Raw genomic sequence first — 14091 nt, forward strand, 5'->3', positions numbered from 1 at the left:
CCTTCAGTTGTATAGTACAACGGTTATCTAGTTGTAAAAGCCAACCATGGAGGTTGCGGTGTCCCAAGGACCGACCACCAAGGGAGCGTTGCGCCACGTCCTCGGGCATCTGCTCACCCCCCTGCTGATGTGCGTCGGCATGGGCCTCGCCTACCTGGGCGCCTTCCACGCCCCCGAACCCCACGACCTGCGCGTCGACATCGTCGGCTCAGGACCCCCGGCCCAGGTCCTCGCGCAGACCCTCCAGGACAAGGGCGCCGGCGCCCTCGACGTCCGCACCGTCCCCGACCGCGCCACCGCCATCGCCGACCTGCGCGACCAGTCCAGCTTCGGCGCGTACCTACCGGGGGCTACGGCTGCCACGGCGACGGCCACGGCTACTGCTGCAGGCGACGCCGCCGCGGCTGCCCCCGCCCGGCCCGAACTCCTCGTGGCCTCCGCCTCATCCGACACCAGCGCCATGGCCGTCGAGAAGGTCTTCACCAAGGTCGCCGCCACCCAGGGTGCGCCGCTCAAGGTCACCGACGTCGCCCCCGTCGCCTCCGGCGACCCCACCGGGCAGGGCGTCTTCTTCCTCCTGGTCGCCCTCAGCATCGGCTCGTACGCCTCCGTCGCCGTCATCGGCGGTGCCGGCGCCGTCCTGCCCATGCGGATCAGGGCCCTGCTCGCCGCAGGCATGTCCCTGGTCGTCAGCCTCATCGGCACCGTCTTCGCCGGACCCCTCTTCCACCTCGTCGACGAGGGACTAGGCGGCCTGTGGGCGCTGTCGTGGCTGTACTGCGCCGGCATCCTCCTGGTCGGCGTCGGACTGCACACCTTCCTCAGGCGCTGGACCACCCTCGGCGTGATGGTGCTGTTCGTGATGCTCAACTTCACCAGCTCCGGCGGCATCTACCGGCCCGAACTCCAGCCCGGCTTCTTCGGCTCCCTGCACGCCTTCTGGAACGGCGCCGGCTTCGTCGAAGGCGTCCGCAGCCACGTCTACTTCGACGGCCACGCCCTCGGCGGCAACGTCCTCGTCCTGGCGCTCTGGTTCCTCGCCGGGGTCGCCGTGACCGTGCTCGCCGGAGCCACCGAGGACCGGCGCGCCGCAGCCGCCGAGGCCTGGCGCGCCGTGGCCCCGGCTGCGGCGGCCCCGGTGGCACCGGCGGCTCGCCCGTCGGGCACACGGGCCCAGGCAGAGGCAGAGACAGGGGCCGAAGCCGAGGCCGAGGAGGAGATGGAGGAGGCGGTCGGCGTCTGACCGCGGTTATCCACAGGCCGTTGTCCACAGGGGCAGACGGCCTGGTGGCCCCGGCTGTACCGTCATGCCCGGTCGACAAAGTTGATGTTGGCCGGAAGACGAAGGTTGGCGGGGGAGGTCGTCCGATGGACGAGACCAGGACAGCGGTACCGGGACAGCGCGATCACACGACGAACGGCGGCGCACGCGTGCCGCACGTGACCGGATTCGCCCGGCGCGCGGCCGACGGCACCACCGACGGCACCGCCGCCGCCACCTCCGCCAAGCAGCACGGCAAGGAGCTGCGCCTGAGCGTCCCGCGCTCCGCGCACGCCACGCTCACCCTCGACGCCGGGCGGCCCGACGCCACCAGCGCCGTCGAGGATTCCAGCCGGGGCCGCGTCGCCGCCCTCACGCCGATACGGGTCGGCAGGATGGCGGCCAGCCCCTTCGCGTTCCTGCGCGGCTCCGCCGGACTGATGGCCCACGACCTCGTCGGCTCTCCCGTCACCGGCATCGCCGCCCAGATATGCGGCGACGCCCACGCCGCCAACTTCGGGCTCTACGGAGACGCCCGCGGCCGGCTCGTCATCGACCTCAACGACTTCGACGAGACCGTCGTCGGCCCCTGGGAGTGGGACCTCAAGCGGCTCGCCACCTCCCTCGTCCTCGCCGGACGGGAAGTGGGCGCCGACGACGACATGTGCCGGGCCGCCGCCTTCGACACCGTAGGCGCCTACCGCCGCACCATGCGGCTGCTTGCCCGCCTCCCCGCCCTCGACGCCTGGAACGCCATCGCGGACGAGGAGCTGGTCTCCCACACCGACGCACGCGACCTCATAGGCACCCTGGAGCGGGTCTCGGCCAAGGCCCGCAACAACACCAGCGCGCGGTTCGCCGCCCGCTCGACCGAGGCCGTCGCCGACGCCGAGGGCGGCGGCAGGCGCTTCGTGGACGCACCGCCGGTACTGCGCCGGGTCCCCGACGCCGAGGCGGCGGCCGTCGCCGCCTCCCTCGGCGAGTACCTGCGGACCGTCTCCGAAGACCGGCTGCCGCTCCTCGCCCGGTACGCCATCCACGACGTGGCCTTCCGCGTCGTCGGCACCGGCAGCGTCGGCACCCGCTCCTATGTGGTGCTGCTCCTCGACCACCGGGGCGAGCCGCTGGTGCTCCAGGTCAAGGAGGCCCGTCCCTCGGCACTGCTGCCCTATCTCCCGGCGGCCGGCTTCACCGTGCCGGACGCCGGACACGAAGGGCGGCGGGTGGTGCTCGGGCAGAAGCGGATGCAGGTCGTCAGCGACATCCTGCTCGGCTGGACCACCGTCGAGGGGCGGCCGTTCCAGGTCAGGCAGTTCCGTAACCGCAAGGGGAGCGTCGACCCCGCCGCCCTCACCGCCGAACAGGTCGACGACTACGGCCGTATGACCGGCGCCCTGCTGGCCCGCGCCCACGCCCATAGCGCGGACCCGCGGCTCATCGCCGGCTACTGCGGCAAGAACGAGGAGCTCGACGATGCCATAGCCTCCTTCGCCGTCGCCTACGCGGACCGCTCCACCGCCGACCACGAAGACCTGCTGTCGGCGATCCGCACCGGCCGGATAGCGGCGGAACTGGGCGTCTGAGGGAGCGGCCTGCTCGGGGTTCCTTCCGGGGCACTTTCCAGGTGCCTTCCGGGGGTGGCTGTCGAGGAGGGCTTCCTGGGGCCGCGCTGCTTCGCGGGGCGGTTCGGGGCTGGTTTTCACGGGGGTGGGGAGGAGGGGAGGGGGGAGGGAGGGGGACCCCCCCGAGAGGGACCGTAGGCTGGATGGGACGAGCCGGAACGAGGACGTGGACGGGCGTGGACGTGAGCGTGGACCAGGGCGTGAGTGGCGGGTCCGAGGGTGAGCGGCCCGAGGGTGAGCGGCCCGAGGCGCGCCTTGAGCAGGCTGTGCGGGTGGCCGAGCAGGCTCTGATCGAGTTCGAGATCGCGGTGGAGACCTTCCGGGTCGAGGTGGAGAACTTCTCCCGGCTGCACCATCAGCGCCTGGGCCCGATGTACGCGCGGCTCGACGAACTGGACGCGCAGATCGCGGAGGCGCGGGCGGCGCGGAGCGGTGATCCGGAGGATCTGCGGCGGGCGCAGGAGGCTCGGGCGGCGGTCATGCCGATGCCCGGGGTGGACGAGCTGTTCCATGACTGGGTCGACGCGGACGGACTGTCGGCGGAGGCGGCGGCGATGCTGACCGATCGGCCGGTGCAGCCGCCGAAGCGGGTCCGGCCGTCCGACGAGGTGCGCAAGCTCTACCGTGAGCTGGCCCGTAAGGCGCATCCGGATCTGGCCAGGGAAGAGGGCGAGCGCCGGCGGCGTGAGGAGTTCATCACGCGGGTGAACGCGGCCTATGCCCGCGGTGACGAGGGTCTGCTGCGGGAGCTGTCCGAGGAGTGGGCGGCCGGGCCGGTGCCGGAGGTGCGGCTGAGCGAGAGCGAGGAGCTGTACGCGCGGCTGGAGTGGCTGTCGCAGCGCAAGGAGATGTTGTCGGGGGCCGCGCGTGAGCTGGAGGACAGCGCGATCGGGGCGATGCTGCGGATGGCTCCGGACGATCCGGACCGGCTGCTCGAGGAGATCGCCGAGCAGTTGCTCGCGCAGGTCGCCGAGCGGGAGGCCGAGCTCGCGGGGTTCGTGCAGTAGGGCTCGTGCGGTGGGGCTGGTGCAGTAGGTTTCGATGGTTCGGCGCCTGTGTTCGGCGCAGAGATTTCAGAGAGAAGGCCAGTTCCATGAATTTCGCCCCGCTGCCGTCGGTGGACGCGGCCTCCGTGCCGGCCGATGCTCTGGTCCTGGACGTCCGGGAGAAGGACGAGTGGGCGGCCGGTCATGTCGAGGGTGCGCTGCATGTGCCGATGAGTGACTTCGTGGCGCGGTTCGGTGAGGTGACCGAGGCCGTGGCGGACGGGAGGCGCGCGTTCGTGGTGTGCCGGGTGGGTGGCCGGTCGGCGCAGGTCACGCAGTATCTGGTGCAGCAGGGCATCGACGCGGTGAACGTGGACGGTGGCATGCTGGCCTGGGAGGGTGCGGGGCGCCCGATGGTGACGGACGACGGCAGCCCCGCGTACGTGCTGTAGTCCGCGGGGCCGGGCCGGGCTCCGGGTGTCAGGCGAGGGGGTGGGCGGCCAGGAGGTCGCCCAGTTCTTCTTCGTGGGCGGCGGCGGGGCCGAGTGAGAGTTCGAGGTGCTTGGCCCACGCGTGGTAGCGGTGCAGGGGGTAGTCGGTGTCGGCGCCGAAGCCGCCGTGCAGGTGCTGGGCGGTCTGGACGACGCGGCGTACGCCTTCAGAGGCCCAGATCTTGGCTACGGCGATGTCTCCGGTGGCGGGGAGTGGCCCGGTGGCGTCGGCGGTGATGCGCCAGGCGGCCTGCCAGAGGGTGACTTCCATGGCGCGTAGGTCGATGTAGCGGTCTGCGGTTTGGACGGCGACGGCCTGGAAGGTGGCCACGGGGTGGCCGAACTGTTCCCGCTTGCCGGTGTACTGGCTGGTCATGGTGAGGACTTGTTCGCCGAGGCCGAGGGCGAGGGCGCAGGTTCCGGTGGCGAGGAGGTCGCGGAGGAACTCCCAGGCGCCTTCGGTGTCGATGACGTCGGTGGGGTCGAGGTGGACGCCGTCGAGGTGGAGTTCGGCGAGGCGTTCGCCGTGGGTGCCGTACTGGTCGGCCAGGGTGAGGCCGTCGTGGGTGCGGGGCAGCAGTGCGAGGACGGTCCGGCCGTCGGGGGTGTGGGCGGGGACGGCGATGTGGTCGGCGTGGTGGGCCCAGGGGACGGTGCTGGTGTGGCCGTCGAGGGTCCAGCCGGTGGTGTCGCGGTGTGCGGTGACGGCGAGGGGGGCCGGGTCGTGGCCGGTGCGGCCGTGGGCGGCGGCGGTGAGGACGAGTTCGCCGCGGGTGACGCGCGGGAGCAGGGTGGCGGCGGTGTCGGTGGGGGCGTAGCGCTGGAGGGTGAGGGCGACTGCGCTGGTTTCGAGGAGCGGTACGCGGGCGAGGACGCGGGCGGATTCGCGGAGTACGAGGCAGAGGGCGATGGGGTCGAGTCCGGCGCCGCCGTGTGCGGGGTCGAGGGTGAGGCCGAGGAGGTCGGCGGTGGCGAGGCGGGCCCAGAGGGGGCGGTCGTAGTCGTCGGCGACCGCGCCGGGGGTGAGGGCGGGGCTGGGTACGGCGTCGGGTGTGACGCCGGAGAAGACGGCCCTGGCCGCCTCGATGGCCGCGTGCTGTTCTTCGGTGAAGGTGAAGTCCACTGCCCTGTCCCTTCCGGCCCGCTCGTATCTGACGGATCGTCAAGATAGAACAGGTTCTACCGGAAGGGAATGGGCGGGCGGGCTGCGCCTGTCAGCGGTCGAAGTCGAGCTCCACTTCCGGGGTGGCCGGGTGGGACTGGCAGGCCAGGACGTATCCGGCGTCGGTCTCCTCGGGCTCCAGGGCGAAGTTGCGGTCCATCCGGACCTCGCCGGAGACGAGGAAGGCGCGGCAGGTGCCGCACACGCCGCCCTTGCAGGCGTACGGGGCGTCCGCCCGGGCGCGGAGCACGGTCTCCAGGAGCGTCTCGCCCTGCTGGACGGGCCAGTTGCCGGAGCGGCCGTGCAGGGTGGCGGTCAGCGTGGCGTCCGCGGGGGCGTCGGCCGCGGGGGCCGGGGTGGGGGCGGAGCCGTCGTCGACGTGGAAGATCTCCTGGTGGACGCGGGTGCGCTCGACGCCGAGGCCGCGCAGGGCCCGTTCGGCGCTCTGCACGAGGCCGAAGGGGCCGCACAGGAACCAGCCGTCGATGTCGCCGACCGGCAGGAGTGCGGGCAGCAGGGTGGTGAGCCGGTCGTGGTCGAGCCGGCCGGAGGGGAGTCCGGACTGCTGTTCCTCGCGGGAGAGCACGGTGACCAGCTGGAAGCGGTCGGGGAAGCGGTCCTTGAGGTCGGCGACCTCGTCCAGGAACATCGTGGAGGCCGCGGTGCGGTCGCTGCGGACCAGGCAGAAGCGGGCCTCGGGTTCCCGGGCGAGCAGGGTGGCGGCCATCGACAGGACCGGGGTGATGCCGCTGCCGCCGACCACGGCCACGAAGTGTCCGGGGCGGGGGGCGAGGACGAAGCGGCCCATCGGCTCCATGACCTCGACGGTGTCGCCGACGGCGAGCTCCTTGAGGGCGTAGGTGGAGAACTCGCCGCCGTCGACCAGGCGGATGCCGACCTTCAGCACGGGCGTCTCGCCGTCGGCGGCGGCCGGGGCGCAGATGGAGTAGGTGCGGCGGATCTCCTCGCCGAGCGGGCTGGTGCGGCGCAGGGCGAGGTGCTGGCCGGGGGTGTGGCGGTAGGTCTCGCGCAGCTCGGGCGGGACGGCGAAGGTGACGGCCACCGAGTCGTCCGTGAGCTGCTCGACCTCGCTCACCCGGAGCGGATGGAACCCGGCCCGTCCGGAGCTTGAGGGCAGCATCTACAACTCCTTGAAGTGGTCGAACGGTTCGCGGCAGGCCGTGCAGCGGCGAAGTGCCTTGCACGCGGTGGAGGAGAACCGGCTGAGGAGCTCGGTGTCGGTGGAGCCGCAGTGGGGGCAGCGGATCGCCAGGGTGAGGGGTATCGGTCCGCCGGCGGGGCCCTGGGGGCGGGGCGGTGCGATGCCGAACTCGGCGAGTTTGCGGCGTCCTTCCTCGCTGATGTCGTCGGTCGACCAGGCGGGGCTGAGGACGGTGATGACGTTGACCTCGGGCACTCCGTGCTCGTGGAGGGCGTGTTCGATGTCGGAGGACATCGCCTCGATGGCCGGGCAGCCGGTGTATGTGGGGGTGAGTTCGACCTCGACCCGGCCGGGGCCGAGGACGTGGACGCCGCGCAGGACGCCGAGTTCGGCGAGGGAGAGGACGGGCAGCTCGGGGTCGGGGACGGCGCCGGCGATCCGGGCGAGGTCCTCTTCGAGCGCGGTCGGCGCGGTCGGCGTGGTGGGCGCGGCCGGTCCGATGGGGGTGGTGGTCACCATGTCGCCCCCGGGTGGCTGCGGTGCAGGTGCTGCATCTCGGCGATCATGCGTCCGAAGTGTTCGGTGTGCAGGCCCTGGCGGCCGGCGCCGGCGGCCCAGGCGCCGGTGCGCGGCCCGGCGGGGACGGTGAGGGTGGCCTTTTCGAGGACGGCGGTGACGGAGTCGAGCCAGGCGCGCTCCATCGCGGCGCTGTCCACGTCGAGCTCCTCGTGGGGCTGGAACAGTTCGCCGGTGTACCGCCACAGTGCGTCGCAGGCCTGCTGCATGCGGCGGTGGCTTTCTTCGGTGCCGTCGCCGAGGCGCAGGGTCCAGTGTTCGGCGTGGTCCTGGTGGTAGGCGACTTCCTTGACGGCCTTGCCGGCGAGTCCGGCGAGGGGGCCGTCGCCCGCGGCCAGCTGTCCGTAGAGGAGCCGCTGGTAGGTGGAGAAGTACAGCTGGCGGGCGATGGTGTGGGCGAAGTCGCCGTTGGGCTGTTCGACGAGCTGGCAGTTGCGGAAGTCGCGCTCCTCGCGGAGGTAGGCCAGTTCGTCCTCGTCGCCGACGAGGGAGAGCAGGACGCGGGCCTGGCCGAGGAGGTCGAGCGCGATGTTGGCGAGGGCGACCTCTTCTTCGAGGACGGGGGCGCCGCCCGCCCACTCGCCCAGGCGCTGGGCGAGGACGAGGGCGTCGTCGCCGAGGGCGAGCGCGGCGGCGGGGGCGGCGGTGGGCTGCGTGGTCACAGGTGCTTCACCCCGTCCGGGATCTCGTAGAAGGTCGGGTGGCGGTAGGGCTTGTCCGCGGAGGGCTCGAAGAAGGGGTCCTTCTCGTCCGGGGAGGAGGCGGTGATCGCGGTGGAGGGGACCACCCAGATCGACACGCCTTCGTTCCGCCGGGTGTAGAGGTCGCGGGCGTTGCGCAGGGCCATCTCGGCGTCGGGCGCGTGCAGGCTGCCCGCGTGGGTGTGGGACAGTCCGCGGCGCGAGCGCACGAACACCTCCCACAGCGGCCATCCGTCGGTGGTCATGCGTGTGCCTCCCCGTCCGTGTGCGGTCCGGCGTCCTGGCCGGTGTCGTGCCCGGTGGTCTTGTGGTGCTTGCCGGCGTAGGCCGCGGCGGCGTCCCTGACCCAGGCGCCGTCCTCGTGCGCCTGGCGGCGCTTGGTGAGCCGCTGCTCGTTGCAGGGGCCGTTGCCCTTGAGGACGTCCCAGAACTCGGTCCAGTCGATGGGGCCGAAGTCGTGGTGCCCGCGCTCCTCGTTCCACTTCAGGTCGGGGTCGGGCAGGGTGAGGCCGAGGGCCTCGGCCTGGGGGGCGGCGATGTCGACGAAGCGCTGGCGCAGTTCGTCGTTGGAGTGCCGCTTGATCTTCCAGGCCATGGCCTGTGCGGAGTGGGTCGACTCGTCGTCCGGCGGGCCGAACATCATCAGCGACGGCCACCACCAGCGGTTCACGGCGTCCTGGGCCATGGCGTGCTGGGCCTCGGTGCCGCGGGAGAGGGCGAGCAGGGCTTCGTAACCCTGGCGCTGGTGGAAGGACTCCTCCTTGCAGACCCGGACCATCGCGCGTGCGTACGGCCCGTAGGAGCAGCGGCAGAGGGGGACCTGGTTGGTGATGGCGGCGCCGTCCACGAGCCAGCCGATGGCGCCGACGTCGGCCCAGGTCAGCGTGGGGTAGTTGAAGATCGACGAGTACTTCTGGCGGCCGGAGTGGAGCTTGTCGAGGAGCTCGTCGCGGCTGGTGCCGAGGGTTTCGGCCGCGCTGTACAGGTACAGGCCGTGGCCGGCCTCGTCCTGGACCTTGGCCATGAGGATCGCCTTGCGGCGCAGTGAGGGCGCGCGGGTGATCCAGTTCGCCTCGGGCTGCATGCCGATGATCTCGGAGTGCGCGTGCTGGGCGATCTGGCGGACCAGGCCGGCCCGGTAGGCGTCGGGCATCCAGTCGCGGGGCTCGATCCGCTCGTCGGCGGCGACGGCGGCGTCGAACACCGCTTCGAGGGCGGCCTCGGTCGCCATCGTCCCTGTCGTCGCTGCCGTCTCTGTCGTGCCTGCGGTCATCGGACCCCCTACCGACCGATCGTTCGGTTGAATGACTTCAATGGTCGTTCGGCGGCCCGTATGGTGTCAACCCTGTGGATAACTGCTGAGGCCGATCGGGGAGCGGGGCGCGATGGACGCGTATGGCGACGGGGGCGCGGAAGAGGCCGCACCGCAGCAGGCCCCGCCACCCGAACGAGCGCCCGATCGGGCGGCCGCACCCCCGCCCGAACGCGCGCCCGAGCCGACGGCCGGTCGAGTGCACGAGACGCCCGGGGCACCCGAATGGCCGGCCGCGCCGGACGGGCCGAGCGCGTGGGCCGTACCGACCGAGCCGACCGAGCCGACCCAGCCGACCCAGCCGACCCAGCCAACCGAGCCGGCCGGGCCGGCCGAGCCGGCGACCGAGCGGGCCGCCGCGGGCATCGCGGCGCTCCCCATGCCGTACCAGGTGGTCGCGGCCGTCGCGCTCGCCGTCATCGGCGTCCTCGCCTGCGTCCACCTCGCGATGGTGTTCCTGCACGTCGCGCCCTCGAACACGCTGACCAAGAAGCACGGCGAGGCCGTCGACGACTGGATCTACCCCGAGTTCGAACAGAACTGGAAGCTTTTCGCGCCCAACCCGCTCCAGCAGAACATCGCCGTCCAGGCCCGCGCCGAGGTCGCCGGGGCCGACGGCAGCCGCAGGACCACCGACTGGATCGACCTGTCCGCCGAGGACGCCGAGCGGATCCGCGGCAGCCTCCTGCCCAGCCACACCGAGCAGAACGAGCTGCGCCGGGCCTGGGACTTCTACCTCAACTCGCACACCGACGACCACCGCCCCAACGGGTTGCGCGGGCAGCTCTCCGAGCGCTACCTGCGGCGGATCGTGGTGCTGCGGCTCGACGCGCACGGGCTCGGCGGCACGGTCGAGCGGATCCAGCTGCGCTCCTCGACGACGCCCGTCCCGGCCCCCGCGTGGAGCAGCGAGAAGATCGACACCGCGCCGTCCTTCCGCGACTACCCGTGGTGGAAGATCACCGACGCCGACCGGCCGGCCGCGGCCGTCGGCGCCGAGAGCCGGGGCCTCGCGCCGAACCGTACGGAGGCGGGCCGATGAGCCACACCCCCGCCCCCGCGCGGCAGCCCCGTGTCCCCTTCGACCGCAGGCTCGCCCACGGCGTCCAGAAGGTCACCGCCCAGGCCCTCGGCCCGTACCAGACGGCGATCGTCCGGATCGGCTTCTCGTTCACCTGGCTGCTGTTCCTGCTGCGCGAATGGCCCCACCGCCTCGAGCTGTACGGGCCCGACAGCCCCTGGTCCTGGGAGATGGGCCGCCGGCTGATCGCCGACAACGACTCCTTCTCCGTCCTGATGTGGTCGGACGGGCGGCTGTGGTTCGAGATCGTCTACGGTCTCGCCGCGCTCTCCGCCGCGCTGCTGCTGCTCGGCTGGCACACCCGGGCCGTGTCGGTGGTCTTCATGGCCGGCGTGCTGTCCCTGCAGAACCGGTCCATCTTCATGGGCGACGGCGGCGACAACGTCGTCCACCTCATGGCCGTGTACCTCGTCCTCACCCGCTGCGGCCAGGTCTGGTCGCTCGACGCCCGCCGGGCCGCCCGCACCGCCGCGCAGCCCGCGCACCCCGCGGAGACCGCGGTGGCCGGGCCGCGCCGGGACATCGCCGGGCCGCTGCTGTGGACGGTGCTCGGCGGTTTCCTGCTCGCCACCACCTACTTCTCCGAGGTCACCGGCGAAGGATGGCTCGTGGTGCTGCTGTGGGTGCTGTGGCTGGGGCAGGGGCTGTGGTGGCTGGTGTGCCGCTACGCCGCCGACGAGCCGCGCACCCTGCTCGACGTGCTCGCCAACCTCACCCACAACGCCACCCTCGTCGTGATCATGGCGGAGGTCTGCCTGATCTACGCCACGGCCGGCTGGTACAAGGTGCAGGGCTCGCGCTGGCAGGACGGCACCGCGCTCTACTACCCGCTCAAGCTGGACTACTTCACCCCCTGGCCGGCCCTTTCCGACGTGCTGGGGACGAGCGGGGTGATGGTGCTGCTGCTGACCTACGGCACCGTGATCGTCCAGGTCGCGTTCCCCTTCACGCTGTTCAACCGCAAGGTCAAGAACGTGCTGCTGGCGGCGATGATCCTCGAGCACGCCGGCATCGCGCTGCTGCTCGGGCTGCCGTTCTTCTCGCTCGCGATGATCTCCGCGGACGCCGTCTTCCTGCCGACCGCGTTCCTGGTCTGGCTGGGCGCGCGGGCGTCGCGGGGCCGGGACAGGCTGCTGCGGCGGGCTCCCGCCGCGAAGGTGCCGGAGCAGCGTCCCCGTACCCTCGTCGGGTGAGCACCACCGAAGAACAGTCCCAGCCGGTCGAGAGCGTCTCGCAGACCGATCCGGTCCAGTACGACGAGGGGTACGGCCCCGAGGTCGGCGTCGGGCCGCATCCGCAGCCGTGGCCGCGGGGCGGGCACTACGACCCCGAGCTGCTGGCCGGCGGCGACCGGCGCAATGTCGTCGACCGCTACCGCTACTGGACGCGCGAGGCGATCGTCGAGGACCTGGACACCCGCCGCCACGACTTCCATGTGGCGGTCGAGAACTGGGGCCACGACTTCAACATCGGTTCGGTGGTGCGAACCGCCAACGCCTTCCTGGCGAAGGAGATCCACATCGTGGGCCGGCGGCGCTGGAACCGGCGCGGTGCGATGGTCACCGACCGCTACCAGCACGTGCGCCACCACCCGGACACCGAGTCGCTGACCGCGTGGGCGGCGGCCGAGGGCCTGCCGATCATCGGCATCGACAACCTGCCGGGAGCAGTGCCGCTGGAGCGGACCGAGCTGCCGAGGCGCTGTGTGCTGCTGTTCGGGCAGGAGGGGCCGGGCCTCACCGAGGAGGCCCGGAAGCACGCGGCGATGGTCTGCTCGATCGCCCAGTTCGGCTCGACCCGCTCGATCAACGCGGGGGCGGCGGCCGCCATCGCGATGCACGCGTGGGTGCAGCGGTACGCCGACGTGCCGGACGTCTCCGCCGTCCCCGTCCCCGTTCCTGGGCCCGGCGCCCCGTAGCCCCCGGGTGTCCGGGGGCCACAGGGCCGTAGCACCGCCCTGGCCTCAGGCCTGAGGCCAGGCGCCTGGGCTCAGGCCTGGCGGCGGACCTCCACCACCCGGAAGCGGTTGGAGACGAAGGCGCCGTCGCACAGCGCCGCGTTCGCCGCCGGGTTGCCGCCCGAGCCGTGGAAGTCGGAGAACGCGGCCGTCTGGTTCACATAGACCCCGCCCGTCAGGTTCAGCGAGAGCTGCGCCGACTCCTCCAGGCAGACCTCCTCCACGGCCCGCTCCGTGTCGGCCGAGGTCGTGTACGCGCCGACCGTCATGGCGCCCTTCTCGCGGACCGTGCGCCGCAGCAGCTCCAGGGCGTCGGCGGTCGAGTCGACCGAAACCGCGAAGGAGACCGGGCCGAAGCACTCCGAGAAGTACGCGGCCTCCGCGTCCGGCTTGGAGCCGTCCAGCTTCACGATGACCGGGGTGCGGACCACGGCCTCCGGGAAGTCCGGGTTCGCCACCTCACGGGAGGCGAGCGCCACCTCGCCCAGGCCCGCCGCGGCCTCCAGGCGCGCCTTCACGTCCGGGTTGACCAGGGCGCCGAGCAGCGCGTTCGCCCGGGCGTCGTCGCCGAGCAGACCGCCGACCGACGCGGCGAGGTCGGCGACCACCTCGTCGTACGACTTCGGGCCCTGGTCGGTGGTGATGCCCTCGCGGGGGATCAGCAGGTTCTGCGGGGTGGTGCACATCTGGCCGCTGTACAGGGACAGGGAGAAGGCCAGGTTGGAGAGCATGCCCTTGTAGTCGTCGGTGGAGTCCACGACCACTGTGTTGACGCCGGCCTTCTCCGTGTAGACCTGCGCCTGGCGGGCGTTGGCCTCCAGCCAGTCGCCGAAGGCGGTCGAACCGGTGTAGTCGATGATCCGGATCTCGGGCCGGACGGCCAGGGCCTTGGCGATGCCCTCGCCGGGCCGCTCGGCGGCCAGCGCCACCAGGTTCGGGTCGAAGCCGGCCTCGCCGAGCACCTCGCGGGCGACGCGGACGGTGAGGGCCAGCGGGAGGACCGCGCGCGGGTGCGGCTTGACCAGGACCGGGTTGCCGGTGGCGAGGGAGGCGAACAGGCCCGGGTAGCCGTTCCACGTCGGGAAGGTGTTGCAGCCGATGACGAGCGCGATGCCGCGGCCGACCGGGGTGAAGTCCTTGGTCAGCTCCAGGGGGTCGCGCTTGCCCTGGGGCTTGGACCAGGCGGCGCGGCCGGCGGGGGTGCGGGTCTGCTCCGCGTACGCGTACGCCACCGCCTCCAGGCCGCGGTCCTGGGCGTGCGGGCCGCCGGCCTGGAAGGCCATCATGAAGGCCTGGCCGCTGGTGTGCATGACGGCGTGCGCGAACTCGTGGGTGCGGGCGGAGATCCGGGCGAGGATCTCCAGACAGACCAGGGCGCGGGTCTCGGCGCCGGCGTCGCGCCAGGCCGCCATGCCCGCGCGCATCGCGGGCAGCAGCACGTCGATGTCGGCGTGCGGGTACTCGATGCCGAGCGCCGGTCCGTACGGCGAGGTCTCGCCGCCGGCCCAGCCGTCGGTGCCGGGCTGGTCGAGCTCGAAGCGGTTGTTCAGCAGGGCCTGATAGGCGGCGAGACCGGCGGCGGCGTCCAGCGAGCCGTCCTCCCCGTACGCCTTGGGGTGCTCCGGGTACGGCGACCAGTACGCGCGCGTGCGGATGGTGTCGAGGGCCTGGTCGAGGGTGGACCGGTGCTTGTCGGCCAGACGGTCGGTGGTCAGCTGAGCGGCGGCCATGGGCGCAACTCCTCAATGAGCTGGGCAGGGGCAGGCATACGGAGTTAGAG

At 72.3% G+C, this 14091-nt stretch carries 14 protein-coding genes; 7 read left to right on the top strand and 7 right to left on the bottom strand.

From position 1 onward, the window contains the following. The first annotated feature begins 46 nt into the window (after positions 1-46). The 4 genes from ACIGEZ_RS06670 (at position 47) to ACIGEZ_RS06685 (ending at position 4321) form a co-directional block, all read left to right on the top strand. Positions 47-1243 (top strand): hypothetical protein, encoded by a 1197-nt coding sequence (locus tag ACIGEZ_RS06670; RefSeq protein WP_399826619.1) that lies wholly within the window; start codon positions 47-49, stop codon positions 1241-1243. 125 nt (positions 1244-1368) lie between these two features. Continuing rightward, the gene (locus tag ACIGEZ_RS06675) at positions 1369-2844 is read left to right on the top strand and encodes a DUF2252 domain-containing protein (RefSeq protein ID WP_399826620.1); all 1476 of its coding nucleotides are present in this window, start codon (positions 1369-1371) and stop codon (positions 2842-2844) included. Positions 2845-3026: 182 nt separating this feature from the next. Further along, positions 3027-3890, top strand: coding sequence for a hypothetical protein (locus ACIGEZ_RS06680; RefSeq protein WP_399826622.1), 864 nt, complete (start codon positions 3027-3029; stop codon positions 3888-3890). Positions 3891-3976: 86 nt separating this feature from the next. Then, the gene (locus ACIGEZ_RS06685; RefSeq protein ID WP_399826625.1) at positions 3977-4321 is read left to right on the top strand and encodes a rhodanese-like domain-containing protein; all 345 of its coding nucleotides are present in this window, start codon (positions 3977-3979) and stop codon (positions 4319-4321) included. A 28-nt stretch (positions 4322-4349) separates the two neighbouring features. On the opposite strand, the gene ACIGEZ_RS06690 is transcribed toward ACIGEZ_RS06685, so the two are convergent. The 6 genes from ACIGEZ_RS06690 to paaA form a co-directional block, all read right to left on the bottom strand. Beyond that, positions 4350-5483 (bottom strand): acyl-CoA dehydrogenase family protein, encoded by a 1134-nt coding sequence (locus ACIGEZ_RS06690; protein ID WP_399826628.1) that lies wholly within the window; start codon positions 5481-5483, stop codon positions 4350-4352. Between the two features lie 91 nt (positions 5484-5574). Continuing rightward, on the bottom strand, positions 5575-6663 hold the full coding sequence (locus tag ACIGEZ_RS06695; RefSeq protein ID WP_399826630.1) for a 2Fe-2S iron-sulfur cluster-binding protein: 1089 nt from the start codon (positions 6661-6663) through the stop codon (positions 5575-5577). Continuing rightward, entirely contained in the window at positions 6664-7203 is a 540-nt protein-coding gene (gene paaD / locus ACIGEZ_RS06700; protein WP_399826633.1) for a 1,2-phenylacetyl-CoA epoxidase subunit PaaD, read from the bottom strand. It abuts the gene before it with no gap. Then, positions 7197-7922, bottom strand: coding sequence for a 1,2-phenylacetyl-CoA epoxidase subunit PaaC (gene paaC / locus ACIGEZ_RS06705; protein WP_399826635.1), 726 nt, complete (start codon positions 7920-7922; stop codon positions 7197-7199). Before paaC ends, paaD begins: the two co-directional genes overlap by 7 nt. Then, positions 7919-8206 carry a 1,2-phenylacetyl-CoA epoxidase subunit PaaB gene (gene paaB, locus ACIGEZ_RS06710; RefSeq protein WP_327375298.1) on the bottom strand — a complete coding sequence of 96 codons (288 nt, stop codon included), beginning with the start codon at positions 8204-8206 and terminating at the stop codon, positions 7919-7921. The genes paaC and paaB overlap by 4 nt, the downstream gene beginning before the upstream one ends. Further along, positions 8203-9234 carry a 1,2-phenylacetyl-CoA epoxidase subunit PaaA gene (gene paaA / locus ACIGEZ_RS06715; RefSeq protein ID WP_399826638.1) on the bottom strand — a complete coding sequence of 344 codons (1032 nt, stop codon included), beginning with the start codon at positions 9232-9234 and terminating at the stop codon, positions 8203-8205. Before paaA ends, paaB begins: the two co-directional genes overlap by 4 nt. Positions 9235-9346: 112 nt before the next feature. Here paaA and ACIGEZ_RS06720 point away from each other — a divergent pair, with 112 nt between their 5' ends. The 3 genes from ACIGEZ_RS06720 to ACIGEZ_RS06730 are packed head-to-tail and all read left to right on the top strand — an operon-like array spanning position 9347 to position 12272. Next, positions 9347-10315 (top strand): DUF5819 family protein, encoded by a 969-nt coding sequence (locus ACIGEZ_RS06720; RefSeq protein ID WP_399826640.1) that lies wholly within the window; start codon positions 9347-9349, stop codon positions 10313-10315. Further along, positions 10312-11547: an HTTM domain-containing protein gene (locus tag ACIGEZ_RS06725; protein ID WP_399826643.1), complete on the top strand. Its 1236-nt coding sequence runs from the start codon at positions 10312-10314 to the stop codon at positions 11545-11547. The genes ACIGEZ_RS06720 and ACIGEZ_RS06725 overlap by 4 nt, the downstream gene beginning before the upstream one ends. Then, entirely contained in the window at positions 11544-12272 is a 729-nt protein-coding gene (locus ACIGEZ_RS06730; protein WP_399826646.1) for a TrmH family RNA methyltransferase, read from the top strand. Before ACIGEZ_RS06725 ends, ACIGEZ_RS06730 begins: the two co-directional genes overlap by 4 nt. A 71-nt stretch (positions 12273-12343) precedes the next feature. On the opposite strand, the gene paaN is transcribed toward ACIGEZ_RS06730, so the two are convergent. Further along, complete coding sequence (gene paaN / locus ACIGEZ_RS06735; RefSeq protein WP_399826649.1) at positions 12344-14041, bottom strand: phenylacetic acid degradation protein PaaN; 1698 nt, start codon at positions 14039-14041, stop codon at positions 12344-12346. Between the last annotated feature and the right edge of the window lie 50 nt (positions 14042-14091).

Source organism: Streptomyces sp. NPDC085481, assembly GCF_044541845.1.
In the GTDB taxonomy this organism is placed as follows: domain Bacteria; phylum Actinomycetota; class Actinomycetes; order Streptomycetales; family Streptomycetaceae; genus Streptomyces.

Bases quoted from the DNA above. Each gene is read 5' to 3' on its own strand.
- ACIGEZ_RS06675 (WP_399826620.1), top strand. From the start codon at position 1,369: ATGGACGAGACCAGGACAGCGGTACCGGGACAGCGCGATCACACGACG.
- paaA (WP_399826638.1), bottom strand. From the start codon at position 9,234: ATGACCGCAGGCACGACAGAGACGGCAGCGACGACAGGGACGATGGCG.
- ACIGEZ_RS06695 (WP_399826630.1), bottom strand. From the start codon at position 6,663: ATGCTGCCCTCAAGCTCCGGACGGGCCGGGTTCCATCCGCTCCGGGTG.
- paaB (WP_327375298.1), bottom strand. From the start codon at position 8,206: ATGACCACCGACGGATGGCCGCTGTGGGAGGTGTTCGTGCGCTCGCGC.
- ACIGEZ_RS06670 (WP_399826619.1), top strand. From the start codon at position 47: ATGGAGGTTGCGGTGTCCCAAGGACCGACCACCAAGGGAGCGTTGCGC.
- ACIGEZ_RS06720 (WP_399826640.1), top strand. From the start codon at position 9,347: ATGGACGCGTATGGCGACGGGGGCGCGGAAGAGGCCGCACCGCAGCAG.
- ACIGEZ_RS06680 (WP_399826622.1), top strand. From the start codon at position 3,027: ATGGGACGAGCCGGAACGAGGACGTGGACGGGCGTGGACGTGAGCGTG.
- ACIGEZ_RS06685 (WP_399826625.1), top strand. From the start codon at position 3,977: ATGAATTTCGCCCCGCTGCCGTCGGTGGACGCGGCCTCCGTGCCGGCC.
- paaN (WP_399826649.1), bottom strand. From the start codon at position 14,041: ATGGCCGCCGCTCAGCTGACCACCGACCGTCTGGCCGACAAGCACCGG.
- ACIGEZ_RS06725 (WP_399826643.1), top strand. From the start codon at position 10,312: ATGAGCCACACCCCCGCCCCCGCGCGGCAGCCCCGTGTCCCCTTCGAC.
- paaD (WP_399826633.1), bottom strand. From the start codon at position 7,203: ATGGTGACCACCACCCCCATCGGACCGGCCGCGCCCACCACGCCGACC.